This is a genomic window from Bartonella sp. AC62GZZY, assembly GCF_042196525.1.
Lineage (GTDB): Bacteria > Pseudomonadota > Alphaproteobacteria > Rhizobiales > Rhizobiaceae > Bartonella.
In genome coordinates, this window is sequence record NZ_JBHIQN010000003.1 from 85,752 (window position 1) to 110,273 (window position 24,522).

At 37.7% G+C, this 24,522-nt stretch carries 22 protein-coding genes and 1 pseudogene; 13 read left to right on the top strand and 10 right to left on the bottom strand.

The annotated features are described in order from the left end of the window. Positions 1–66 precede the first annotated feature (66 nt). The gene (locus ACFIML_RS03205) at positions 67–654 is read right to left on the bottom strand and encodes an undecaprenyl-diphosphatase (protein WP_375606289.1); all 588 of its coding nucleotides are present in this window, start codon (positions 652–654) and stop codon (positions 67–69) included. Positions 655–1,000: 346 nt separating this feature from the next. On the opposite strand from ACFIML_RS03205, the gene rpsF reads away from it, so the two are divergent. The 10 genes and pseudogenes from rpsF to ACFIML_RS03255 all read left to right on the top strand — a co-directional run bounded on the left by rpsF (position 1,001) and on the right by ACFIML_RS03255 (position 11,376). Continuing rightward, positions 1,001–1,408: a 30S ribosomal protein S6 gene (rpsF, locus tag ACFIML_RS03210; RefSeq protein ID WP_375606290.1), complete on the top strand. Its 408-nt coding sequence runs from the start codon at positions 1,001–1,003 to the stop codon at positions 1,406–1,408. Continuing rightward, on the top strand, positions 1,408–1,656 hold the full coding sequence (gene rpsR, locus ACFIML_RS03215; RefSeq protein ID WP_375606469.1) for a 30S ribosomal protein S18: 249 nt from the start codon (positions 1,408–1,410) through the stop codon (positions 1,654–1,656). The genes rpsF and rpsR overlap by 1 nt, the downstream gene beginning before the upstream one ends. A gap of 149 nt (positions 1,657–1,805) precedes the next feature. Then, a complete protein-coding gene (locus tag ACFIML_RS03220) occupies positions 1,806–2,786 on the top strand; it encodes a hypothetical protein (RefSeq protein WP_375686401.1) in 981 nt (326 codons plus the stop codon). A gap of 25 nt (positions 2,787–2,811) precedes the next feature. Continuing rightward, positions 2,812–3,408 carry a 50S ribosomal protein L9 gene (gene rplI / locus ACFIML_RS03225; protein WP_273791080.1) on the top strand — a complete coding sequence of 199 codons (597 nt, stop codon included), beginning with the start codon at positions 2,812–2,814 and terminating at the stop codon, positions 3,406–3,408. A gap of 497 nt (positions 3,409–3,905) precedes the next feature. After that, positions 3,906–5,396, top strand: coding sequence for a replicative DNA helicase (locus tag ACFIML_RS03230; RefSeq protein ID WP_375606292.1), 1,491 nt, complete (start codon positions 3,906–3,908; stop codon positions 5,394–5,396). A 561-nt stretch (positions 5,397–5,957) separates the two neighbouring features. Beyond that, positions 5,958–6,947 (top strand): annotated as a pseudogene (locus ACFIML_RS03235) (DnaB-like helicase C-terminal domain-containing protein); the annotation flags it as partial. A gap of 6 nt (positions 6,948–6,953) precedes the next feature. Then, positions 6,954–8,330: a DNA repair protein RadA gene (radA, locus tag ACFIML_RS03240; protein ID WP_375606293.1), complete on the top strand. Its 1,377-nt coding sequence runs from the start codon at positions 6,954–6,956 to the stop codon at positions 8,328–8,330. A 142-nt stretch (positions 8,331–8,472) separates the two neighbouring features. Next, a complete protein-coding gene (locus ACFIML_RS03245; RefSeq protein ID WP_375606294.1) occupies positions 8,473–9,048 on the top strand; it encodes a CvpA family protein in 576 nt (191 codons plus the stop codon). An 82-nt stretch (positions 9,049–9,130) separates the two neighbouring features. Continuing rightward, positions 9,131–10,624 carry an amidophosphoribosyltransferase gene (purF, locus tag ACFIML_RS03250; protein ID WP_375606295.1) on the top strand — a complete coding sequence of 498 codons (1,494 nt, stop codon included), beginning with the start codon at positions 9,131–9,133 and terminating at the stop codon, positions 10,622–10,624. Positions 10,625–10,626: 2 nt separating this feature from the next. Next, positions 10,627–11,376 (top strand): SDR family NAD(P)-dependent oxidoreductase, encoded by a 750-nt coding sequence (locus tag ACFIML_RS03255; protein ID WP_375606470.1) that lies wholly within the window; start codon positions 10,627–10,629, stop codon positions 11,374–11,376. A 70-nt stretch (positions 11,377–11,446) separates the two neighbouring features. Here the strand turns inward: ACFIML_RS03255 and pssA are convergent, their stop codons facing one another. The 5 genes from pssA to cysS all read right to left on the bottom strand — a co-directional run bounded on the left by pssA (position 11,447) and on the right by cysS (position 17,331). Further along, the gene (gene pssA, locus ACFIML_RS03260) at positions 11,447–12,286 is read right to left on the bottom strand and encodes a CDP-diacylglycerol--serine O-phosphatidyltransferase (protein ID WP_375687356.1); all 840 of its coding nucleotides are present in this window, start codon (positions 12,284–12,286) and stop codon (positions 11,447–11,449) included. A gap of 8 nt (positions 12,287–12,294) precedes the next feature. Beyond that, complete coding sequence (locus tag ACFIML_RS03265; protein WP_375610157.1) at positions 12,295–12,993, bottom strand: phosphatidylserine decarboxylase; 699 nt, start codon at positions 12,991–12,993, stop codon at positions 12,295–12,297. A gap of 117 nt (positions 12,994–13,110) precedes the next feature. After that, positions 13,111–14,994: an ABCB family ABC transporter ATP-binding protein/permease gene (locus ACFIML_RS03270; RefSeq protein ID WP_375687358.1), complete on the bottom strand. Its 1,884-nt coding sequence runs from the start codon at positions 14,992–14,994 to the stop codon at positions 13,111–13,113. 116 nt (positions 14,995–15,110) lie between these two features. Beyond that, the gene (locus tag ACFIML_RS03275; protein WP_375606471.1) at positions 15,111–15,782 is read right to left on the bottom strand and encodes a DUF421 domain-containing protein; all 672 of its coding nucleotides are present in this window, start codon (positions 15,780–15,782) and stop codon (positions 15,111–15,113) included. Between the two features lie 40 nt (positions 15,783–15,822). Next, positions 15,823–17,331 carry a cysteine--tRNA ligase gene (gene cysS / locus ACFIML_RS03280; protein WP_375606472.1) on the bottom strand — a complete coding sequence of 503 codons (1,509 nt, stop codon included), beginning with the start codon at positions 17,329–17,331 and terminating at the stop codon, positions 15,823–15,825. A gap of 489 nt (positions 17,332–17,820) precedes the next feature. On the opposite strand from cysS, the gene ACFIML_RS03285 reads away from it, so the two are divergent. Next, positions 17,821–18,189 carry a TIGR02301 family protein gene (locus ACFIML_RS03285; RefSeq protein WP_375606299.1) on the top strand — a complete coding sequence of 123 codons (369 nt, stop codon included), beginning with the start codon at positions 17,821–17,823 and terminating at the stop codon, positions 18,187–18,189. Positions 18,190–18,608: 419 nt separating this feature from the next. Here ACFIML_RS03285 and ACFIML_RS03290 read toward each other — a convergent pair whose 3' ends face one another. Further along, on the bottom strand, positions 18,609–19,937 hold the full coding sequence (locus ACFIML_RS03290) for a dihydroorotase (protein ID WP_375607715.1): 1,329 nt from the start codon (positions 19,935–19,937) through the stop codon (positions 18,609–18,611). A 64-nt stretch (positions 19,938–20,001) separates the two neighbouring features. On the opposite strand from ACFIML_RS03290, the gene ACFIML_RS03295 reads away from it, so the two are divergent. After that, on the top strand, positions 20,002–20,874 hold the full coding sequence (locus ACFIML_RS03295; protein ID WP_375609142.1) for a YgfZ/GcvT domain-containing protein: 873 nt from the start codon (positions 20,002–20,004) through the stop codon (positions 20,872–20,874). Continuing rightward, positions 20,867–21,484, top strand: a complete 618-nt coding sequence (locus ACFIML_RS03300; protein ID WP_375606302.1) for a YfbR-like 5'-deoxynucleotidase — start codon at positions 20,867–20,869, stop codon at positions 21,482–21,484. The genes ACFIML_RS03295 and ACFIML_RS03300 overlap by 8 nt, the downstream gene beginning before the upstream one ends. 591 nt (positions 21,485–22,075) lie before the next feature. Here ACFIML_RS03300 and panB read toward each other — a convergent pair. The 3 genes from panB to recO are packed head-to-tail and all read right to left on the bottom strand — an operon-like array spanning position 22,076 to position 24,518. Further along, entirely contained in the window at positions 22,076–22,891 is an 816-nt protein-coding gene (gene panB, locus ACFIML_RS03305; RefSeq protein ID WP_375606303.1) for a 3-methyl-2-oxobutanoate hydroxymethyltransferase, read from the bottom strand. Then, complete coding sequence (gene panC, locus ACFIML_RS03310) at positions 22,888–23,748, bottom strand: pantoate--beta-alanine ligase (protein WP_375606304.1); 861 nt, start codon at positions 23,746–23,748, stop codon at positions 22,888–22,890. Before panC ends, panB begins: the two co-directional genes overlap by 4 nt. Before the next feature lie 23 nt (positions 23,749–23,771). Continuing rightward, positions 23,772–24,518 (bottom strand): DNA repair protein RecO, encoded by a 747-nt coding sequence (gene recO / locus ACFIML_RS03315; RefSeq protein WP_375610149.1) that lies wholly within the window; start codon positions 24,516–24,518, stop codon positions 23,772–23,774. Positions 24,519–24,522: the final 4 nt, after the last annotated feature.

Below are 24,522 nucleotides of genomic sequence, written 5' to 3' on the forward strand. Positions count from 1 at the left end.
TAAAACTGTACAATTAAATTATTTTCTTTTGACCTTATTCATCCGCACAAATCAAGATAAAGCCCTTTATTTAAAACGAATACCACACTTAAAATTATATTTTAAGGGTGGAATTTGATATAAAAACTTAGGAAAATATGGTGCTATAAACTGAATAACACTCAAACTTATAAGACTTCCTAAAACTATACCTGCTAAAATATCAAAAGGGTAATGTACACCCACAAAGATGCGCGCCCAACAGATTAAGAATAAAAACACCACAGCAAATCTAAAAGCCACTTTGTATCGGTAAAAATAAAAGTTAGCTGTATAAGATGCAATGGTCAAGGCATGATTACTAGGAAAAGAAGCTGTTGCACGATGTTGAATCAGGGGTGTTGTCAGCCCTACAACGAATGGGCGTGGATGAAAGTAAAAAAGAGAAATGAGATAGCCTATGAAAAGAGAAGTACAAATGCTCATGCAAGTGCTTAGCACGACACATCGTTCCCTTTCTCTACCACAAAACCACAACGCAAAAAGATGAATAGGAATGATGTAAATTAAAAACTTTGCACAAAAAATGCTAAACAAAACTAAAATCGACCAAGATTGATGATTGCCGACAAACATTTCAAAGAGTGAAACATCAATCTGGTTTAAAAAGTCCATTTTTCTCTCCTTATTTTTATAGTGTTACAGAACTATCTCTTTGTAGAAGAGGGAAATATATTGAAAATATATCAAGATTTAATAAATCAATTTTTTTATGTGCGTAAACTTGCTATTTTTAAAGATAACCTGTAGATATGGAGTGTTCGTTGCCGGTACTTTAGCTGGAGGTTGAACGGAGGGCTGTGAAATCAGTAGGAAATACAATGTTTCCGACCTCCCGTGTCTCCGCTCTGAGATGTCTCGAATTGTAAACGCGTCCTTTCTTCTTTGGATTTCCAAAAAAGACAAGTCGCAGAGGCTTTGCGCTAAAACCGGTGGAATTTAATTGAAGAAAGGCAAAACAATGGCTCTTTATGAACATATGTTCCTTGCTCGACAAGACATTGCACCGCAACAAGTTGATGAACTTTTGAGTCTCTACAAAGGTGTCATTGAAGCGCAGGGTGGAAAAGTTGGGCGTGTAGAAAATTGGGGACTTCGTCCTCTTGCTTACCGTATTCGAAAAAACCGTAAGGCTTATTATGTATTGGTCAATATTGATGCACCAGCTACAGCAATTGCTGAAATGGAGCGTCAGATGCGCATCAATGAGGATGTTTTGCGTTACATGACCATTCGTGTAGAAAAACATGAAAAAGAAAAATCTGCTATGCTCTCACATCTTGATCGCAATAGCCACATTGGTCATGATGAGGAGCGTTCTCGTTCCCCGCGTCGTCAACGTGAAAATGCTATAGAAGGGGTAGAATGATGACTGATACTAATCAAAACTCTGCACGTCGCCCCTTTCATCGCCGTCGCAAAACATGTCCTTTTTCAGGAGTTAATGCACCGAAAATTGATTATAAAGATATCAAATTGTTACAACGTTATATCTCTGAACGTGGAAAAATTGTTCCTTCACGGATTACAGCTGTTAGTCAAAAAAGACAGCGTGAATTAGCTAACGCTATCAAACGTGCTCGCTTTTTAGGCCTACTTCCGTACGTTATAAAGTAAGTGATCAATACGCTATGCAACTGGAGAGTTTATCCAGTTGCTTTTCTTATATGGTTAAAAAATAGCTTGTTGTATCCTATGTTAAGCTATTAAATGTCAAAGTTGGGGTATTGACACGCCTCTAACTGCAGAAAGCAGGACAGCAATAAATGAAAAAAAATCGTACTTATGAGATATTAACCGGTATTTTGGCAGGATTATTTGCTGTTGTGATAGGAATGGCAATCATCAGTGTTGCAAATATCGCGCCCTTTTTTTCTCTTCTTCTTGGCTGCTTTCTTTCATTGCCAATTTTTATTGTTGCGTTCGGTCAAGGAACATTAGCCAGTCTCATCGCCCTCATAAGTGCCACTGTTGTTCTTATCATAACCACTAATGCCTATATTGCTCTTGGCTTTATGTTCTTATTTTTCCTTCCTGCTGTCTATGCTTCTTGGCTTCTTGGGCTTGCACGACCAGCGCAAAAAGAAAACGAACTGATGTGGTATCCATTATCATCGGTTATTTTTCATTTAACTAATTTTATCGCTCTTATAGCAACTTTCATTGGGCTCTATGTTCAAACACGTCCTTCCACACCCATCGTTGCAAAAAAAATCACCGAAAACATAGCACAAACTCTGCAACAAACACAGTCAATAAAGGAAGCCGATATACGCGCTTTTAATGAGCTTTTAATGACGCATACAGCAACTTTTACTGCTTTTTCTTTGACTATTTATAGTTTGGTTTTTCTCATTGGTAACCTTTACTTTTCCATGATAGCAGCACAACATATGAAATGGCTGAAAAGACCCCGTGATGATTGGAGCCAAACTCTCCGCCTTCCAATTTCTGGAATTATTATTTTTATTATTGTTTGCATAGCATCGATGGTTGAGTTGAGCGCTTCTCTTAACTTGAGTACACTTGTCTTTAGTACTGCATACACTGTCATCATATTAATTAGCGGTCTAGCATATCTTCACAATATTACAAAAGGGGTAAACGGTCGGATTATTATACTTTCTCTTGTTTATATTGCTATTTTAACAGTCGTTTTTACTCCACCTATTGTTTTCATGATGCTTTTGATGGGAATTTGGGCTGCTATTCAATACAATTTTCAATCACGCAAAAAACTCCACTAAATTTATTTGTTCGAAAGGAAAAACTATGGATATTATTTTACTTGAGCGCATTCCTCGTCTTGGTCAGATGGGTGATATTGTCTCAGTTAAAGATGGTTATGCGCGTAATTTTCTCTTGCCTCAAGGTAAAGCTTTACGCGCAAATGAAGCTAATAAAAAACATTTTGAGGTACAACGTGCACAACTTGAAGCACGTAATCTTGAACGCAAAAGCGAAGCGCAAAAAATTGCTGAAAAACTTGATGGACAATCATTCATTGTTGTTCGTTCTGCTGGTGAAACGGGACAACTTTATGGTTCTGTGTCAACACGTGATATTGCTGAAATCATAACAGATGAAGGCTTTTCTATTGGAAGAAATCAAATCGAACTTAATCATCCAATAAAAATGATCGGTCTTCACACTATCACTCTTAGTTTACATCCAGAAGTTCAAATTTCTGTGATTATTAACGTTGCGCGTTCTACCAGTGAAGCACAACGCCAAGCAGAAGGTGAAACTCTCACTTCGGCTAAAGAAATATATAATATTCAAGAAGAATTATTAGAAGAAAGTCAGGAAGAATTATTGGCAGAAGAAATTAATGACAACGATATAAACAGTTCTCATCAAGAAGCTTAATTGCTATTTTTTCTTTCTGTTTTATATTTTTTATTCCATTTTAAATATCGCTCATAAAATACTCACACTTTAAAAGTGAGTATTTTATGGCTATCGTACATAAAGAACCTAATTTTTATGAAAGAATTAGAAATATACTATTTAAAAATTACATGCCGAGAATGATAATATCACTAAGAGGAAATGTCTTTTGTTTTCCAGCATATAAAACAAAAATAATTCTACTTAAACAGATATTGGAATTTTAAGGTTAAGTAACTTAAAAATACTTAAATTTAGAGTAGAAAAACTTCCACTTTAAAATCACATATTATAAAATAAAATAGATAGACGTTATATAAATAATACACAAATGATAAATGAGGAACGAAAGAGAGTTTTAAAAAATTATATAATTTTAACTTAAAATGAAGATTTGTAGCTCTATTCTTTTAATTATACGGTTTTCAATTTATCGCCTAAAGTAGCTAGACTTAGAATTTTAGTGGAAAAATATTATGGAAGAAACTAACGTTGTTAATGTCAGCTCTTCAAAGAAGGAGGATTCTCCTTCTTTTCGGCAACTTCCGCATAATATTGAAGCTGAACAGGCATTGCTTGGTGCCATCTTTATCAACAATGATTCTCTTGACCGCGTTTCAGATTTTCTAAAACCAGAACATTTTTTTGAACCATTGCATCAAAAAATTTATCATGTTTTATCTCACCTTATTAAAATAGGAAAACGTGTAGATCCAGTTACAATCAAACCCTATATCCAAATGGAAGAGAAAATTGGAGATATTACTGTATACCAATATGTTGTTCGCTTAGCCACAGAGGCAGTCACTATTATTAACGCTGAAGATTATGGACGCGTCATTTACGATCTCTTTATCCGACGATCTTTGATTAACCTTGGAACTCAAGTTGTCAATACAGCCTTTGATGCTCCTGTAGAACTCACGCCTACCCAACAAATTGAAACTGTTGAAAATCAGTTATTTGAGCTAGCAGAAAAAGGGAAATATGGAGGTGGATTTGAAAATTTTAATGAGGCCATTAAAAAAGCTATCGATATGGCAAGTGCTGCGAAAAAGCGCTCTTCACAATTATCAGGGATAGCCACCCATATTAAAACACTTGATGAAAAAATGGGAGGATTACAAGCATCTGACTTAATTATCCTTGCGGGCCGCCCTGGTATGGGTAAAACCTCACTGGCTACCAATATTGCCTTTAATATTGCTAATGCTTATAATCGTAATGCCAATATCCAAGAAAATGAAGGTGGCATTGTGGGATTCTTCTCACTTGAGATGTCATCCGAACAGCTTGCAACCCGTATTATTTCTGAACAGACAGAAGTCTCTTCTTCTGATATTCGGCGTGGTAATATTTCAGATGAACAATTTTCAAAAATTATTCGTGCGGTGAACCAACTACAAAAGGCACCCCTTTATATTGATCAAACTGGTGGAATATCAATTACGCAATTAGCCGCTCGTGCGCGGCGTCTCAAGCGGCAACATGGTTTAGATATCTTGTTTATTGACTATATCCAACTCATGACAAGCAGTTCAAAGCGTTCATCAGAAAATCGTGTTCAAGAGATCACAGAAATTACCACAGGATTAAAAGCATTAGCGAAAGAATTGAATATTCCTATTATCGCTCTCTCTCAACTTTCACGTCAAGTAGAAAATAGAACAGATAAACGCCCACAGCTTTCAGATTTACGTGAATCTGGTTCAATTGAGCAAGATGCCGACATCGTTCTGTTTGTCTATCGCGAAGAATATTATCTCAAAAATGAAGAACCAAAACTAAATACTTTGGAACATCAAAAATGGCTAGAAATAATGGACAAAGCTTTTGGAAAAGCTGATGTTATTATTGCAAAACAGCGCCATGGGCCGACAGGAATCGTTCCCCTTGCCTTTCAATCTGACTTCACACGCTTTAGTGATTTGGCTGATAGCAATTATCTTCCAGAGCAAATTGGCTAAACCACCATGACGCGCGCATTGTATTCAATTTATCTGTCAAAATTGTGAAACCATTCTTCTCATTAAAAAAATGTAGCTCTTATCAAGAATGAAATTTCTTACAAAGAATCATTTTTCAATGATTCTAGCCGCCGTTATTTGCTATTTAATAACATTCTTCTTGCACGAAATGATAACACATCTCTTAATGTTGTAAGTGGGGTACATATATTAAAATCCATAGCTCATCTAAATTTTTCTATATTGTTCCTTCTTTAAAAAAACTCCTTCTCACAAGACACTCATTTTCTTGTTTTTAAATTCAAAAATAATTGCTGCTGTTGCGCAAGGCTGGCTATTATGTAAAATATCAGAAAATTTCCTCTTTATAGGACAATCTCTAAACCTTTTAACAAAAATATTTTCTAATCTATCTGAAAAATTACCCTAATTACCGCAATATAAAAAACAAGCAGTGTTTTAAATACTACAGCACAGAGAAAATTCTATAACATGCAAAATATTCTTGATATAAAATTGTATAAAAACTGATATATAACAAAAGGAAAATGTGTAATTATGCTAGAAAAAAAAGAAGACTGCGATAGTGGATTTGACAGTCTTGATGAAGCTATTAAAAGAGTTATTGATATAGCAGGTGCTGCAAAAAAGCGCTCTTCGCAAATATCAGGGATAGCGACTCATATTCAAACACTTGATGAAAAAATAGGAGGATTACAACCATCCGATTTAATTATCCTTGCAGGGCGCCCTGGTATGGGTAAAACTTCACTTGCTACCAATATTGCCTTTAATATTGCCAATGCTTATAATCATAATGGTAATATCCAAGAAAATGAAGGCAGCGTTGTAGGATTCTTCTCACTTGAAATGTCCTCAGAGCAGCTTGCAACACGTATTATTTCTGAACAAACGGAAGTCTCTTCTTCTGATATTCGACGTGGTCATATTTCAGATGAACAATTTTCAAAAATTATTCGTACGGTAAATCAGCTCCAAAAGGCACCCCTTTATATTGATCAAACTGGAGGAATATCAGTTTCACAACTGGCTGCCCGTGCTCGGCGTCTCAAGCAAAAACATGGTTTGGATGTCTTAATTATTGATTATATCCAACTCATGACAAGTGATTTAAAATACACATCTGAATATCGTATTCAAGAAATCACTGCAGAATTAAAAGCCTTAGCTAAAGAATTAAATATCCCTATTATTGCTCTTTCACAACTTTCACATCAAGTTGAAAACAGAACAGATAAACGCCCAAAACTTTTAGATTTAGGTGGATTTGGTTCTATTGAGCAAGATGCCGACATCGTTTTATTTGTCTATCGTGAAGAATATTACCTCAAAAATGAAGAACCAAAGTTCGGTAGCCTTGAACATATGAAATGGCTAGAAATAATGGACAAAGCTTTTGGAAAAGCTGATGTTATTATTGCAAAACATCGCCATGGGCCGACAGGAATCGTTCCCCTTGCCTTTCAATCTGACTTCACACGCTTTAGTGATTTGGCTGATAGCAATTATCTTCCAGAGCAAATTGGCTAAACCACCATGGCACGCAACCGTATTCAATTTATCTGTCAAAATTGCGGAACCATCCATTCTCGTTGGGCAGGGAAATGTAGCGCCTGTGGAGAATGGAATTCTCTTGTTGAAGAAAATATAAATGGCGGCATAGGAAGTGGTCCTAAGCAGAATACGTGTAAAGGACGCATCGTTGCCCTTACATCTCTTTCTGGAGATATCCAAGATGCTCCACGTATTCATTCTGGTATTGCGGAACTTGATCGTGTTACCGGTGGGGGCTTTGTCCGTGGATCAGCACTTCTTGTTGGTGGTGATCCTGGTATTGGAAAATCAACATTGCTGACACAAACAGCTGCTGCTTTATCCCGCAAAGGACATCATGTCATCTATGTCTCAGGTGAAGAGGCTATTGCGCAAATTTGTCTGCGTGCACAGAGGCTTGGAGCGAACAATACAGAAGTAAAACTTGCCGCTGAAACCAATGTAGAAGATATTCTGGCAACCTTAAGCGAACATAAAAACCTTGATATGGTGATTATCGATTCGATTCAAACTCTATGGTCAGATACAGCAGATTCAGCACCTGGCACTGTCACACAAGTACGTATTGGCGCTCAAGCAATGATCCGCTTTGCCAAGAAAACAGGAGCTGCTGTTGTTCTTGTTGGTCATGTTACAAAAGATGGGCAAATTGCTGGTCCTAGAGTCGTTGAACATATGGTTGATGGCGTTCTCTATTTTGAGGGTGAAGGTGGACATCATTATCGCATTCTTAGAACTGTAAAAAATCGCTTCGGGCCAACAGATGAAATTGGTGTCTTTGAAATGTCTGATAAAGGATTACGCGAAGTGATAAATCCATCCGAATTGTTCTTAGGAGAACGTAATGAAAAAGCACCAGGCGCTGCTGTTTTCGCCGGCATGGAAGGAACACGCCCAATATTAGTAGAAATTCAAGCGCTTGTTGCTCCTTCTTCCCTTGGGACACCAAGACGTGCAGTTGTCGGATGGGATGGAAATCGTCTTTCTATGATTCTTGCCGTTTTAGAAGCCCATTGTGGCATTCGTTTTGGACAGCATGATGTCTATCTGAACGTGGCAGGTGGATATCGCATATCAGAACCCGCTGCTGATTTAGCTGTAGCCGCTGCTTTGGTATCCTCTCTTGCCAATATTCCTTTGCCAACAAATTATGTATATTTTGGTGAAGTCAGTCTTTCAGGAGCTACCCGCGCTGTTGCACATTCAGCACAACGCATCAATGAAGCAAAAAAACTCGGCTTTCAGGGAGCCTTTCACCCCACAACAACAACCGAAATGATGAATTCGCTCAACTTTCAACAAAAAACTTTCTCCGACCTTCCCGAACTCGTTGCTACTCTTACTGTAAGTAAAAAATGATCTGTACCACAGATATGATAATATAGAAAAAACTCTATAAAATACAAAAGATCCTTGCTATAAGAACAAAAAATGGCATAACAAAAAATATATTTGCACACAGACTTAAAAGAACACAACTTTATGTATAAGGAACAAACAAATGATCATAACAATCCTTGATGGAATTGTCGTAGTAATCATCCTGTTGTCCGCTTTTCTTGCTATGCTTCGAGGATTTTCACGTGAAGTGTTATCGTTGATTTCTTGGGCAGTTGCAGCTGTTACAACACTGTTTTTATTCAAACCTGTCTTACCTTTCTTTGAACAATATCTCTCTAATAAAATGATTGCATTGATCACAACATTGGTCACAATTTTTATTATTGTTCTCATTATTACTTCAATTATTACAATGAAGATCTCTGATTTTATTATTGATAGTCGAATTGGTATTCTTGACCGTGCTATTGGTTTTATTTTTGGAGCACTTCGTGGTTTACTTATCATGGTCATCGGTATGTTGCTGATTAATGCACTGATTAAACCCGATCTTCAAGCGAATTGGTTAAAAAATGCAAAAACAAGACCTATTTTAGATTCATTGGGACAAAAAGTTTGGGAAATACTCCCCAAAGATATTGGATCTGTTCTCGAAAAGACGGAAAATTTGTTTAAAGACAGCAATAAACATACGTATGAGCAACACTCTCATGAAAAGATAATTTTCAAAAAATAGAGAATAGTTTTTCATGAGGAAAGAAAACTAAATGATGTAAAATGTGATATTAATGATTCCTCCATATCACAACTGAAAGAATATGATGATAAAAAGCGATGTTTTCTGTCAAGAATTTTCATTAGATGATGATACCCTTCATGAAGAATGTGGAGTTTTTGGTATTCTTGGGCATGAAGATGCCGCAACATTAACAGCTCTTGGACTCCACGCACTTCAGCATCGTGGGCAAGAAGCAGCTGGGATTGTTTCTTACCATAATAAAATATTTCATCAAGAAAAGCATTTAGGTCTTGTTGGCGATCACTATACAAACCCTGCAACACTTGCGCGCTTACCAGGAAATCGTGCTATTGGACATACCCGTTATTCAACAACTGGAGAAGTGGCATTACGCAATGTTCAACCCCTTTTTGCTGAATTGAAAGTTGGAGGTATTGCTATTGCGCATAATGGTAATCTTACCAATGGCCTCACATTACGCCGTGAACTCATCGCTTCTGGTGCTATCTGTCAATCAACGTCAGATTCAGAAGTTTTTCTCCATCTTATCGCCCGCTCACGTTATGAATCGTCCTCTGATCGTTTTGTTGATGCGATTCGGCAAGTAGAAGGTGGGTATGCTATGTTAGCGCTCACACGTACAAAGCTTATTGCGGCACGCGATCCAACAGGAATTAGACCTCTCGTGATGGGGGAACTTGATGGTAAGCCTATCTTTTGTTCTGAAACTTGTGCTCTTGATATTATTGGAGCAAAATATGTCCGTGATGTTAAAAATGGAGAAATCATCATATGTGAAATACAAAAAAATGGGGAAATTACGAAAAAAATTATAAAACCAGAAAATACAAAACCAGAAAAACTTTGCTTGTTTGAATATGTTTATTTTGCCCGTCCAGACTCAATCGTTGGAGGACGTAGTGTTTATACAACACGCAAAAATATGGGAATCCGTTTAGCACAGGAAGCCCCTTGTGAGGGTGATGTTGTGGTTCCTGTTCCTGATGGAGGAACGCCTGCCGCAATTGGCTATGCACAAGAAATTGGAATTCCCTTCGAGCTTGGTATTATTCGTAATCACTATGTTGGCCGCACTTTTATCGAACCAACACAACAAATTCGCGCTTTTGGCGTCAAGTTAAAACATTCGGCAAACCGTCCTGTGATTGAAGGAAAACGTGTTATTCTGGTTGATGACTCTATTGTCCGTGGAACAACATCCCTTAAAATTGTACGAATGCTTCGCGATGCAGGAGCAAAAGAAGTTCATATGCGCATTTCTAGCCCTATGATTTTTTATCCTGACTTTTATGGTATTGATACACCTAAAGCTGAAAACCTTTTAGCAAATCAATATCCAGATTTAAAATCTATGTGTGATTTTATTGGAGCGGATTCATTAGAATTTCTTTCAACGGATGGATTATATCTTGCTGTAGCAGGGGAAAAACGGAATAACGCCGATCCACAATTTACTGACCATTATTTTACTGGATATTATCCTACGCATCTGATTGATCAAGAAAATCTCTCCAAAATTCATCAATCATCTGTTCTAAAAACAAGAGATTAATGATGACAAAACGTGACTTTAGTCTCCATAGGCGTGTTGCACTTGTTACTGGCGCATCAAGAGGGATTGGCTATTATTTGGCACTCGAGCTTGCTGCACGCGGCGCTCATATTATTGCTCTTGCACGAACAGTCAGTGGACTTACTGAATTAGATAATCAAATCCGAAAAAAAGGGGCTCATGCAACCCTTGTTCCCCTTGACTTGCATCATATGGAAAACATCGATACCCTTGCTATCTCAATTGCCAAACGCTGGAAAAAACTTGATATTATCGTCGCAAACGCAGGAATTCTTGGAACACTCTCACCAATAGCACATATTGAAAACACAGTATTTGAAGATGTTTTTCAAATAAATCTTTTCAGCCAATGGCGCTTAATGAAAGCCGTTGAGCCTTTATTACGTGAATCTGACGCTGGACGAGCCATCCTGTTATCCTCAACCGTTGCGCATGCTGCGCGCCCTTTCTGGGGAGCTTATGCAGCCTCTAAAGCGGCTTTAGAGGTGATTGCCCGCTGTTGGGCAGAAGAACTCAAACAAACCCCTATTAAGATTAATTGTGTCAACCCTGGTGCCACACGCACTGCCATGCGCGCTGAAGCTATGCCCGGTGAAGATCCACAAACTCTCCCTTCACCACAAGAGATTGCAAAAAAGATAATCCATTTGTTATCACCTGATTTAAAAGAAACTGGAAAACTCTTTAATGTCCGTAAAAATCGGTTTGTAGATTATCATATACCTGATTGATCATCATATGAGAAGTAAATCTTTTGACTCTCTCTTTTTCCTGTGCTTCTCAATAGAAGAATGAGACACTTTATGATTCTTGGATAGCTTTAGTATCAGTCTTTTTCTCTTCTAAAGTAGCACGTTTATTATAAGCGATAAAACTACAGGGGAGAAAAATCATATAGCTAACCGCTGTAATCAATAAAGTTTTCCATGTGTAAGTCGCAAGAAAACCGACATAAATAACAATGACCAACATGCACGGTATAACGATATCGCGCCTTAAATTTTGGTCAATTGTTTTTGCATTCCATACTGGTAAACGACTAATCAAAAGAAAAGCAATAATTACAGTATAAAGACTAAAAAATAATGCCCACCCCCAATTGGGAACCAAACCAAGAGTGCCTAAATAAGTAGGCAATAAAAGCAATAATGCTCCTGCTGGTGCAGGAACACCAACAAAATAACTTTTCTGCCACTTAGGTATATTGGGATTATCTAACATCACATTAAAACGTGCTAATCGCAAACAACAAGCAACACAATAAACAAGGGCAGCAACCCACCCAATATGATTCGCTTGATTCAAGATAAAAGAATAAACAATGAGTGCAGGGGTAACACCAAAATTTATAACATCAGCAAGAGAATCCATCTGTGCCCCAAAAGATGAACTACCATCTATTAAACGGGCAATGCGACCATCAGCACCATCTAAAACTGCGGCCAGAAGCACCATTAAAATAGCAGCTTCATAGCGATGTTCAAAAGCCAAACGAATGCTGCTCATCCCTGCACAAATTGCTAAAATAGTAATGATATTAGGAATGACATACCGCATTGATGTAGGTGAACGCCGCCGATTTGCAACATCATCATGCTGCCCCTCAGGATTGAATGAAGAAAATGGCGAAAAATTTTTCATTGTGAGTCCTAATCGTATCTGAAGTCCGTTGTGGCACTCTTATCATCAAAAGAACCCAAAACCGTTTCTCCAGCAATTGCTGTCTGTCCAACTGCAACACGTAATTTCATTTCAGTCGGTATATAAGTATCAAGGCGAGAACCAAAACGAATCAATCCAAATCGCTCACCAGTCATAACGGCATCGTTTTCTTTTGACCAGCAAACAATCCGGCGCGCAACCATTCCCGCTATTTGTACGACACCAATTTTACCATGTTTGCTATCAATTACCACCCCATTACGCTCATTAAACTGACTAGCTTTATCAAAGTCAGCATTGGTAAATCGACCTGGATGATAAACGATAGACTCTACTGTACCACTGATAGGAATACGATTAATATGGCATGAAAAAACATCCATAAAAATAGAAATACGGATCATTTCATCTTTCCCTAAACCTAATTCTTCAGGTGGAACACATGATTCCACACATGAAATACGCCCATCAGCAGGCGACATCACCCAATTTGAATTCAAAGGGATCACACGATCTGGATCACGGAAAAAGTATATACACCACACCGTGAGAACGAGACCAAACCAAAAAAACGGACTCCATATCCAACCAAGAATGAGCGAAATAACAAAAAACGCTACAATAAAAGGATAACCTTCTTTATGAACCGGTACAAAGCTATTATGGAAAGATTGCAGAATACTCATATAATTTCCTATTCATCGTAAACTTAAACAAGCAACAAAGCTTTTTGTTCCTCTTGTGTCTTTTTATGTATTTAATCAATCACTCCATATAAAGATATAGATTACATTTTGCTCTATTTATTTTTTACGATTAACAACACTCGTCTCATCTTCTTCACGCATTTTACGTAATTTTTCTTCAGCTTGCGATGCTTCAAGCTGCTTATTCCACATTGAAGCATAGAGACCTTTCTTGCGTAAAAGCTCTGTATGTGTCCCATTTTCAATAATACGACCACTTTTAAGAACCAAAATTTCATCAGCATTGATAACCGTAGAAAGACGGTGAGCAATAATCAATGTTGTACGTCCACGGCTTACAATATCCAATGCTTGTTGAATTTCCTGTTCTGTCGCCGTATCAAGAGCCGCTGTTGCTTCATCTAGAATAAGAAGTGGGGGGGCTTTTAAGAGTGTCCGTGCAATAGCCACACGTTGTTTTTCACCACCTGATAATTTGAGACCACGCTCTCCTACCATAGATTGAAAACCTTCTGGTAATATCTCAATAAATTTTGAGATCTGTGCCATTTCAGCAGCTTTGCGCATCTCTTCATCTGTAGCACTTGGACGCCCATAGCAAATATTATAGGCAATTGTATCATTAAATAACACCGTATCTTGTGGTACCATGCCTATCGCTTCGCGCAAACTTTTTTGTGTTACATCACGAATATCCTGCCCGTCAATTGTAATAGAGCCCGAATCAACATCATAAAACCGAAAAAGCAACCGAGAAATAGTTGATTTCCCTGCACCCGATGGACCAACAATAGCGACTGTTTTTCCTCCAGGGACTTCAAAATCAATATCTCGAAGAATCTGACGCGTCGAATCATAGGAAAACTTTACCTGATGAAAACGAATGGTTCCATCGCTTATCTCTAACGGTTTGGCGTCCGATTTATCAACAATCTCCTGTTGAACATCTAAAAGATCAAACATCGCTTCAATATCCGTTAAACCTTGCCGAACATCACGATAAATTGAACCAATAAAATTCAGTGGAATAGAAAGTTGCATTAAAAGTGCATTAATAAAAACAAAGTCTCCTAAAGTTTGTGTCTTATAATAAACTTCATAAGCTGACATCAGCATTATGATCGTCATTCCAATACCAAAGATAAGAGCCTGACCCAAATTAAGCCAGCTTAATGATGTCCAAATCTTTGTTGCGGCTTTTTCATAACATACCATAGAAGCATTGAAACGATCAGCTTCTAGAGTTTCATTGCTAAAATACTTGACCGTTTCAAAATTCAAGAGAGAATCAACAGCGCGCGTATTCGCCTCAGTATCCGCTGTATTCATTTGTTGCCGAATACGAATGCGCCAATCACTCGCCTTAATGGTAAACAAGGTATATAACCCAACCGTTACAACAACGATGAGAAGATAATACCACCCATAACTTATGTAAAATACAAGTGCTGTTAATATAAATTCTAAAACTGTCGGTATTGTATTGAGAATTGAAAATCTTACGATAGCTTCAATTCCTTTTGTACCACGCTCAATCACGCGAGAAAGCCCACCAGTTCGGCGTTCCAAATGAAATCGCAAAGATAATTCATGAATATGTACAAAGGTTTTATAAGCTAATTGACGAACAGCATATTGACCAACAGTGGCAAAAAGAGAATCGCGTAATTGATTTAATCCAGCCTGCATAATACGTGCAACATTGTACGCCAAAACGAGCATGATGGGAATAATCCAATTGGATGGAAACCATTCAGGTAATTGAAAGCTAGCATCAAGCACATTCGTAGAATATTTAAAGAAATACGGTACAGATATGAGAACGAACTTGGCCAAAACAAGATAAAATATTGCCCATAGCACACGCATTTTTAGATCACGCCGATCTACTGGCCACATATAAGGCCATAAATTGTAAAGTGTGCGCAGAGTTTTCCCCGTATCTGATGATACAGTTTTTGTTATTTCATTACGTTTCATAAAGCCCTTACTTCTCTATCATCCACACGAAAAAGGCAAAACACCCCCCTGTGGTTGTTTATAGGTTCATCTCTTCATTATGCTTCCAATAAGCTATACCTACTCGTTGTTTGAAGTTAGACTGTTTTTGAAAGAGGAACAAGAAATAATCCACTATATAATTTATTATTTGGGTCTGTATTCTCATACCACTCTGCTGCAAATAAATTTTCAACTTTTACATGCTTTTTTTTCAGTTCTGCATGAAGCCACTTTTTTGTTTTACCAATCTCTTTCAGCCCCTTATCAAGAATTTCGCCATTTTGTATTAAAATGATAGACTTCTTTCCTTCTTCCTTTTTAATAACGGAACAATCGCCATTGGTTTCTAAACGAACGAAAGCAGCTTCGTGTAAACTACAGCCTTTAATACGCAACATTGTAATCAGATCATTCACACTGATACCTAAGTTTTTAATCTTATCCACTTGAAATACTCCGTCTAAAACCAATGCAATATGACGTCCTGCAATGAGACGACGAAAAAAAACTGAATAGCGCATCAGAAAATTAAGAGTGGTGACCAAAGTCTGCCAAATAAATAAGACGATCAATAATTGAATACTGCTAACATCCGGACTATAAATAACGCCTCCAATGATACTTCCCATCACAAAATTACTTACCAAATCAACTGGCGTCATTTGACTAAGACTACCACGACCTGTGGTTCTTAAAATCAAGAGGAAAGCGATAAGGCCTACAACTAATTTTAGTGCGACATACCCATAATGATATAAAAATTCCATCATATTCTCCTTTTTCATGAGAGCTGCTGGAATAGAGACATTAGTGTCGCTTTATTTCCCACACGGTTATGCGCTTACCACTCTGCGGATCCTTACTATCTTTTAAAAGAACCCCCTCAGCTGCAAGCTCATCACGAATTATATCCGCAGCTTCCCACTCTTTATTATGGATAAGCTGTAGTCTTTCGGCAATGCGCTGATCAATAAATTTTGAATCAAGAAAAGTTTTTCTTGTAAATAATGGGCAGTCTATTTCTTTAATCCATTCTTTTCGTAACAGTCCTAATAAATTCATCCCATTAACAAGAGCCAAAGCATCTCCTTCTTTATAAAATTTTCGCAAAAGAGTCAGTGCTTTTGGAGTATTAAGATCATCACTAAGTGCATCTATCAAAGTATCATCAACTACTTCATTGTTTTTCATCTCACTCTTTTTGCTGCGAAGCAATTCATACCAACGATACAGTTCGCTGCTCGATTGTATTAAACGCTGTGCTGTCCAATTTAATGGTTCACGATAATGTGTTTGCAACATCGAAAAACGCGCAGACAAACCAGCCCAATTTTGCTTCATTTCATCGGATAAAATACCATTAAACTCCAAAAAATTATTCTCTAAAACAGAACGAATAGTTATGAAATTGCCAAAGCTTTTCGACATCTTTTTACCTTCAACTTGTAAAAAGCCGTTATGCATCCAAAAATTAGCCATTCGCTCCGTCCCAAAAGCTGAACAACTTTGTGCAATCTCATTTTCATGATGAGGAAAAATTAAATCAAGTCCACCACCATGGATATCAAAAATATTGGCGGTCGGATCATCACAAGTTAAACCACCACCATAGGGCGCTAATAACTTTGCCATTGACATTGCAGAACATTCAATATGCCAACCTGGACGACCTAAAACAGAAATTCCGCCCGGTGATTTCCAACCTGGTTCTCCTTCCTCAGAAGGCTTCCATAAAACAAAATCCATCTCTTCCCTTTTATAAGCAGCAACATCAATACGTGCCCCCGCCCTCATTTCATCTAAAGAACGATTTGCAAATGCCCCATAATGGGGAGGATTTTTTATACTACTTACAGAAAATAATATATGATTTTCCGCTTCATAAGCGTGCCCCTTTTCAAGCAACCTTTCAATTAAAGAGCGCATCTCCTCTAAATGCTCGGTTGCGCGCGGCTGACTGGTTGGCAATAGACAACCAAGTGCTATTGTATCTTGTTGAAACTGAGAATATGTACGTTCTGTTAATTGACGAATAGCGTCATTCAGTGACAAGTTTGGATATTCGCAAGCTGCTCGTGCATTAATTTTATCATCAACATCTGTAATATTACGTGCATATAGAACATGCTCATTGCCATAAACATGACGCAATAAACGAAATAAAATATCAAAAACAATGACAGGGCGTGCATTTCCTATATGTGCATAATCATAAACTGTCGGTCCACAAACATAAAGACGTACTCTTGTCGCATCTATTGGTGTAAAATTTTCTTTTTTACGTGTTAGCGTATTATAAAATCGCAACTCTTTCATCATTGGCTCCATGAACGATACCACGCACCGCTCTTTTTAAATGTATCTTACCTCAAATTATCGCATTATGCGGTTTAGGCTAGAACTTTTATCTTATAGTAAATTTTTCTTATCATTTTCCCATTGTATTCACGGCTGTATCCATCATTGATCGTAAAAACAATCTATTTTATTTGATTAGACAAAAGCATTCTGTAGATAGAGATTTTTTCTCTCCTTGAAGAAAACGAGCTTTAAAAAATTCTATAGGCGTTACACTATAAATTTATGTGAAAAATAGATTGCAGGAAGCAAATCTTAAATTTTTCACTACAAAAAACTCCGTCAGTATTTTCAATATTTCATTATGGTTTCCTTACTGTCTCTTACGCCCTATATTTTATAAGTAAGTGAGAATAATGTAACAATTAACCCTATTTTTTGACATCGTTTTCATGACACAATTATTTTATTTGTACAGAGTTTTATTCAAGGAAAACAATAACAATAATGCGTAATAGATTGATGAACATCATTATTTTAATATTCATTGTAAGTTCAATGCCAACCTTTGCGCAACAATCTCCACCTTATGAGAAAAAATTACTCCGACTAGCGGAAATTTTGGGATCTCTGCATTCTCTTCAAAATCTTTGCGAGACTCCAACAAACCAATGGTATGACTACATGAACGCATTGATTGAAGCAGAAAAGCCTATCCCACAAAGACGCGCTTATTTTTATGAAGCGTTTAATGAAGCATACCGTGCTTTCTCAGAAAATTATCATCATTGTACACAAGCAGCAATTGAAGCCAATCAAAGATACGTTGAGGAAGGAAGAACTTTATCCGAAAACCTCCTCATGCATTATAAATAATTAATCTATACAAAAAGTGTCTTCTTCAATTTCAGCAATATCAACCATGTTCTCTCACAAATGAGGGGAGCTGTAAATCTACTCTGAAAATAGAGAAGTTTTTGAAAAATAATTCCTCGACACGTTTTTATTCTTGTGAGCATCTTTCCCCTGAACAAAATCGTTCTTTGGCTTCCTGCCCACCCTCAGAGCTTGTTTATCAATAGGCTGGGTTCTTGTTGAACAGATTCTTCTTGGCTTCTCACCCATGTTATTACTTAAACTAAAAGTACTAAAGGCTTGACAAACAAGTCTAAAAATATTCACCATACACTTAAAAAAATACTTATGTGCCAAGGAAGCTAGCATGCCTTATATCACCGCTCTAAAAGGCGATGTTTTATGGCATAATAAAATAAAACCTATAAAGTTTAATCTATTTACACCAAAGTTTCTATAAATTTAACAGGCTCTCCTTGTGAAGAAGTAACAATTTCACCTTCCCACATCACACGCATACCACGGATAATGGTCCCAACAGGCCAACCTTTAACCTTTTTACCATCATAAGGTGTCCAACCGGCACGCGAACCAATTAAGCCATTCGTAATAATTTCTTCTCGCTTAAGATCAACAATTGTTAAATCAGCATCGTATCCAACAGCAAGGCGTCCTTTACAGCTTATACCAAAAATACGACTAGGGCCATGTGACGTGAGATCAACAAAACGCTCAAGAGATATCTTTCCTGCATTCACATGTGTCAACATAATTGCTGCTGTTGTTTGCACCCCTGTCATTCCTGAAGGTGAAGAAGGATAAGATTGAAGCTTTTCTTCCAAAGTATGAGGCGCATGATCTGAGCCTAAAACATCAATAATCCCCTGTTGAACACCGTACCAAAGAGCTTCACGGTGGCGCGGCTCACGAATAGGCGGATTCATCTGAATTAATGTACCAAATTGCTTATAATCATCAGCCGTGAGCGTCAAATGGTGTTGTGTCACTTCAATTGTTGCAACATCCTTATGTTTTTTTAGAAAATCAATTTCTTCTTCTGTCGAAAGATGTAACACATGAATCCGAGCCTTCGTCTCATGAGCAATTTTTACCAAACGCTGCGTACATTTTAATGCCGCAACTTCATCACGCCAAATCGGATGTGATGATGCATCCCCTTCAATACGCAGTATTTTACGCTCTTTGAGCCTCGCCTCATCTTCAGAATGAAAAGCCGCACGACGGCGTATATTCTTCAAAATAAGGCGTACACTTTCATCATCATCGACCAAAAGATCACCCGTAGAAGACCCCATAAAGACTTTAATTCCAGCTGCACCAGGAAGTCTTTCTAATTCAGACAATTCATGAGCATTTTCACGCGTTCCTCCAACCCAAAATGCAAAATCACAATGCATTCGATGAAATGCGCGTTTAACCTTATCGCTTAATGTAGCTTCTGATGTTGTCAATGGATTGGTATTAGGCATTTCAAAAACTGCTGTCACCCCCCCTAACACAGCAGAATACGAGCCACTTTCCAAATCCTCCTTATATTCATTACCTGGCTCGCGAAAATGTACTTGGCTATCAATAATTCCCGGTAAAATATGAAGCCCCGTACAATTAATCACCTCACCTGCCGATGCACATGTAAGGTCGCCAATTTCAGCAATACGGCCATTTGTAACACCAATATCACGCTTGCTTCTTCCATCATGATTCACAAGTGTTGCACCTTTAAAAATTGTATCAAATGTTTTAAACATAGCCACGCTCCTTACATATTCCTCTCTTATCGATTATGTAACTTTGAGCAGAAAGGCAAGAACCATGATTGAAAAACAAAATGCCATTTGCTTAAAAAATCGCGCAATTATTCAAATTACAGGCGAAGAAGCAACAGATTTTCTGCAATCCCTAATCACAACAGATGTAAAAAAAATCAACCCGCAAGAAATTTTCCCTGGAGCCCTCTTATCCCCTCAAGGAAAGGTTCTTGCTGATTTTCTTATTGGCAAAAAAGAAGATGGTTATTTGATTGATATTATCATGCCTTTAGCTGATATACTCTACAAGCGTCTGTTGCTTTATAAACTGCGTAAAAAAATAGAAATTACACAACCATTCCAAGAAGTTGTTACAGTTTCTTGGAAAAATGAATCAGATACTTTAAATTTTGATTCAAGTTTTGTTGATAAACGATTCCCAGAAAAAGAAAAAATAATACGAATCTATGGCAAAACATCTTTTTTGGCTTCAGAATATCATAACATGTGGAATCAATTGCGTATCCGTTATGCAATTGCAGAAAGTGGTCAAGATTATGAAGTTGGTAAAGTCTTTCCTCATGATATTAATTACGATCAAATAAATGGACTTGCATTCAACAAAGGGTGTTATATTGGACAAGAAGTTGTTTCACGAATGCACCACCGCCAAGCAGCACGTCGCCGTATTTTAATTGTAAAAGGCCAGCATGAATTGTCCCCTCAATCTAGCATTGAAGCAGGAACAAAAGTATTTGGATCCTTGGGAACATGTGTAGACAATGAAGCTCTTGCTTTACTGCGTATTGACCACGTAAAAGATGCTATGGATCATAACATCCCCTTTACTGTAAAAAACATTCCTATCACCATAAATATTGCTGAAAATATGAATTTTACCTTTCCTGAAAATACTGTAGAAAATACGCATGGCTAAAGCTGAATTATTAAAAAATGGAGAAGCACGTGCTTGGCAAAGAATGCTTTCTGGAAGGCGACTTGATCTTCTCAACCCTTCTCCTTTTGATGTTGAAATTGAAGATATTGCCCATGGACTTGCTCGTGTAGCACGTTGGAACGGTCAAACACGAGGAGAACACGCCTATTCTGTTGCACAACACTCACTTTTGGTTGAACAAATATTTCAAAAACTTTTTCCACAATCGGGAAGCAATGAATGTCTTTATGCCCTTCTTCATGATGCTCCAGAATATGTCATCGGCGATATGATTTCCCCTTTTAAAGCTGTCATAGGAAAACAATATGAACGCGTTGAAAAGCGCATCCAAGATGCTATCCACATGCGCTTTTCTCTTCCCGTTGATCTTTCTCAAAAACTTTTAAAAAAAATTAAACAAGCCGACCGTATCGCTGCATATTATGAATCGATTACGCTTGCTGGATTTAATACAGAAGAAGCCCTTCGCTATTTTGGCTCTCCCAATAATATTTTACCCGATGATCTGAATTTATCCTCCTATTCTACCCAACACATTGAAAACGCATTTTTAACGCGCTTTAATGACTTGGATGTCCAAAGATTATAGCCCCTTCGCATTGTTGATTCCTTGTCATTACAGACTCATCACACTGACTTATAATAATAATTCATTGTTTTTTCATTTTGAATGAGAGCTCCTAATATCGTAAGCTTCACTCATTTCAAATCTGTTTATATTGGATCAATCAAAATCATTCTCTTGCACACCACAAGCGGGGCTGGCGTGTGAGTAAAATTTTTTAAAGAAAGAGTTAAAATGCTTCTTATGAACCATCTCAAGTGCTAAGCGCTGTCGCAGCATTGAAAATTGGAAAAGTGTGTGATGATACCGGCTTGCTCTCTTATGAAGCGTAAAGACGGAAGTGCTCTATAAATTTTATACATTTCATAAGGGAGTTACCACTATACTATTCACGAACGCCGTCGCGAAATAGGATTGGGTGCCTTAGAAAGCTTTCTTTAAAAAAGCACCTGAATTAGCGACCCAATGGCGCTCTGTTTTGCATGAGGAGCGTGACTTCATTAAAGAAATGGAAAAAATCACAGTTCAAATTGCATACAAAATACATAAAATAATGACATTCATTATCAAAACAACAAATGTTCTCTTTTCAAACTGCTGATCTTAAACTGAAATTTATTTTAGTTTATAAACCTCATTATCCGCTGGAAAAGCACGGGAGGTAACATCCTCTGCATAATTCTTGATTGCAATTTCCATGGCTTGTTCAAGATTTCCATAACGACGAACAAATTTTGGCACATGGGCACCATAACCTAACATATCTTCCATAACCAATACTTGCCCATCACATTGATTGGACGCCCCTATACCAATCGTAGGGATAGAAAGTTTATCCGTCAGTTTCACCGCTAAAGGTTCAACCATTGCTTCTAAAACAACAGCAAAAGCACCAGCCTCTTCAATCGCTGCTCCATCTGCTTCAATTCTTTGCCAATCATTCTCCTTGCGTCCTTGTGTTTTAAAACCACCAAAACGATTCATTGCTTGGGGTGTAAGACCGATATGCCCCATCACTGGAATGCCACGTTTACACAAAAAATCTATTGTTTCGGCTATATAAACGCCACCTTCAAGCTTAACTGCACCACACCCCGTTTGTGCAAGAATGCGCGATGCATTTAAAAAAGCTTGCTCTGGACTTTCCTCATAAGACCCAAAAGGCATATCAATAACAACAAGAGCTTTTTGAGATCCACGCACCACGGCTTTCCCGTGTGAAATCATCATATCTAAATTAACAGGAAGCGTTGTCTCAAACCCATACACAACCATCCCAACGCTATCACCAACCAAAAGGATATCGCAATATGGATCAGCAATCCGCGCAGTATAAGCTTGATAAGCTGTTAAAGAAACAATTGGCTGTTGTCCCTTTCTTGCACGTATTTCGGAAGATGTCATACGCTTTACGGTTTTATGTACACTCATTTTCCACCCTTCTCTTGCAATATATATTGATCAATAAGTCTTACCTCACCAAAGCGGACAGTAAGGAGTAAAACCGCCGGTTTATTCAATGTTCCTTTGATCACGCATAAAGTTTCCATATCCCGTAAATCTATTGCTTCAATGATTGCACGCGTTTCTTGTTGTAAAATATCACGAACAGTTTTGCATAATTTATCAACCGACCGTTCACCTTCATGGTAAAGCTTTTCAGCAGCTTTTCCACTTTTAGGAATAATTTTGGCAGCTTTACGATCTTCTAATGTTAAAAACTGATTGCGTGAAGAGTGCGCAACTCCATCTGCTTCACGTAAAATAGGAACTCCAACAATCTCAATAGGAAAAGCCAAATCTTCAACCATACGCCGAATAATTAAAATTTGTTGAAAATCCTTTTCCCCAAAAAAAGCCTTATCTGGTTGGACAATGTTAAAAAGCTTAGCAACAACACTCGTTACACCACAAAAATGCCCTGGACGTAATTTTCCTATCAAAATACGTGATAATTTTTCCACCTTCACAATTGTCTCATTTCCCAGTGGCCACATTTCATCGACAGAAGGAGCAAAAACACATTCAACACCTGCTTCTTTTAACAAAGCACAATCGCCCTTCAAATCTCTTGGATATTGAGAAAAATCTTCATGAGGTCCAAATTGCTTTGGATTGACAAAAATAGAAACCACTACGCGATCACACATTGCTCTTGCATACTGTACTAATGCAAGATGACCATCATGCAATGCCCCCATTGTTGGAACAAAACCAATCGAAAAACCTAAACGTCGTTCCTCTGAAGTATATTGGCGAACTTCAGCAATTGTCTTTAAAATTCTCATTTTCCCATTCAATTATCATCAGATCAACAAATTAATGCCTGTACACCAAATTGGCGCTCAAACAATTGTATCAAATTCATGCGCACTGACGGCTGCTTTATATCTCGTGGCTCCCAGACATGACGCATAAGAAAAAAACCCGTCAGTATAAAACCATTGATTATGTCACTAAAATCAGCAGGACGAGTCATTCTTTGTACAAGAAACTGTGGTAGAATGAGAAGCTTTTTTTTCCAAGGTTCTCCTGCTTCTTCACAGACAGCCCGCCCAGATTTTGGTGATACGTAATGAAGCCTTTCCTGACGACCTGTTGCAGCACAACAAGATAAATCAAGACCAAAACCAAGTTCTTCAAGAAGCCGCATTTCAAAACGTACAAGCAATTCTGCATTGATAAATGGTTCATCAAAATTCTGCATAAAAAGGTGTAAAATATCATATAAAATGGGGTGCGGATCACGTTCGGGAAGAAGCCGCAAATGAAAAGCTATCAATTGCAAAGCATAAAGTGCTTCTGGTAGACAGATTAATCGTGCCGCATGTAAATCAAGAGCTTCAAGCCGAAAAAGTCCCAAATGTTCGTCTAAACGAGCCCACCATTCAGCCTCCACAAAATTTCCAGGTTGAAGAAGAGCAGCCATGCGACGCGAGCGCCCCCCTTTTACCACTCCCATATAACGACCATGTTCACGTGTCATAATCTCAAGAATAACACTTGTTTCACCATATTGGCGTGTACCAAGTATAACGGCTTGTTCTTTCCACTTCATTTTA

What these genes read in the sequence shown, in the direction of transcription:
- ACFIML_RS03205 (WP_375606289.1), bottom strand. Translation starts at nt 654, where the DNA reads ATGGACTTTTTAAACCAGATTGATGTTTCACTCTTTGAAATGTTTGTC.
- rpsF (WP_375606290.1), top strand. Translation starts at nt 1,001, where the DNA reads ATGGCTCTTTATGAACATATGTTCCTTGCTCGACAAGACATTGCACCG.
- rpsR (WP_375606469.1), top strand. Translation starts at nt 1,408, where the DNA reads ATGACTGATACTAATCAAAACTCTGCACGTCGCCCCTTTCATCGCCGT.
- ACFIML_RS03220 (WP_375686401.1), top strand. Translation starts at nt 1,806, where the DNA reads ATGAAAAAAAATCGTACTTATGAGATATTAACCGGTATTTTGGCAGGA.
- rplI (WP_273791080.1), top strand. Translation starts at nt 2,812, where the DNA reads ATGGATATTATTTTACTTGAGCGCATTCCTCGTCTTGGTCAGATGGGT.
- ACFIML_RS03230 (WP_375606292.1), top strand. Translation starts at nt 3,906, where the DNA reads ATGGAAGAAACTAACGTTGTTAATGTCAGCTCTTCAAAGAAGGAGGAT.
- radA (WP_375606293.1), top strand. Translation starts at nt 6,954, where the DNA reads ATGGCACGCAACCGTATTCAATTTATCTGTCAAAATTGCGGAACCATC.
- ACFIML_RS03245 (WP_375606294.1), top strand. Translation starts at nt 8,473, where the DNA reads ATGATCATAACAATCCTTGATGGAATTGTCGTAGTAATCATCCTGTTG.
- purF (WP_375606295.1), top strand. Translation starts at nt 9,131, where the DNA reads ATGATGATAAAAAGCGATGTTTTCTGTCAAGAATTTTCATTAGATGAT.
- ACFIML_RS03255 (WP_375606470.1), top strand. Translation starts at nt 10,627, where the DNA reads ATGACAAAACGTGACTTTAGTCTCCATAGGCGTGTTGCACTTGTTACT.
- pssA (WP_375687356.1), bottom strand. Translation starts at nt 12,286, where the DNA reads ATGAAAAATTTTTCGCCATTTTCTTCATTCAATCCTGAGGGGCAGCAT.
- ACFIML_RS03265 (WP_375610157.1), bottom strand. Translation starts at nt 12,993, where the DNA reads ATGAGTATTCTGCAATCTTTCCATAATAGCTTTGTACCGGTTCATAAA.
- ACFIML_RS03270 (WP_375687358.1), bottom strand. Translation starts at nt 14,994, where the DNA reads ATGAAACGTAATGAAATAACAAAAACTGTATCATCAGATACGGGGAAA.
- ACFIML_RS03275 (WP_375606471.1), bottom strand. Translation starts at nt 15,782, where the DNA reads ATGGAATTTTTATATCATTATGGGTATGTCGCACTAAAATTAGTTGTA.
- cysS (WP_375606472.1), bottom strand. Translation starts at nt 17,331, where the DNA reads ATGAAAGAGTTGCGATTTTATAATACGCTAACACGTAAAAAAGAAAAT.
- ACFIML_RS03285 (WP_375606299.1), top strand. Translation starts at nt 17,821, where the DNA reads ATGCGTAATAGATTGATGAACATCATTATTTTAATATTCATTGTAAGT.
- ACFIML_RS03290 (WP_375607715.1), bottom strand. Translation starts at nt 19,937, where the DNA reads ATGTTTAAAACATTTGATACAATTTTTAAAGGTGCAACACTTGTGAAT.
- ACFIML_RS03295 (WP_375609142.1), top strand. Translation starts at nt 20,002, where the DNA reads ATGATTGAAAAACAAAATGCCATTTGCTTAAAAAATCGCGCAATTATT.
- ACFIML_RS03300 (WP_375606302.1), top strand. Translation starts at nt 20,867, where the DNA reads ATGGCTAAAGCTGAATTATTAAAAAATGGAGAAGCACGTGCTTGGCAA.
- panB (WP_375606303.1), bottom strand. Translation starts at nt 22,891, where the DNA reads ATGAGTGTACATAAAACCGTAAAGCGTATGACATCTTCCGAAATACGT.
- panC (WP_375606304.1), bottom strand. Translation starts at nt 23,748, where the DNA reads ATGAGAATTTTAAAGACAATTGCTGAAGTTCGCCAATATACTTCAGAG.
- recO (WP_375610149.1), bottom strand. Translation starts at nt 24,518, where the DNA reads ATGAAGTGGAAAGAACAAGCCGTTATACTTGGTACACGCCAATATGGT.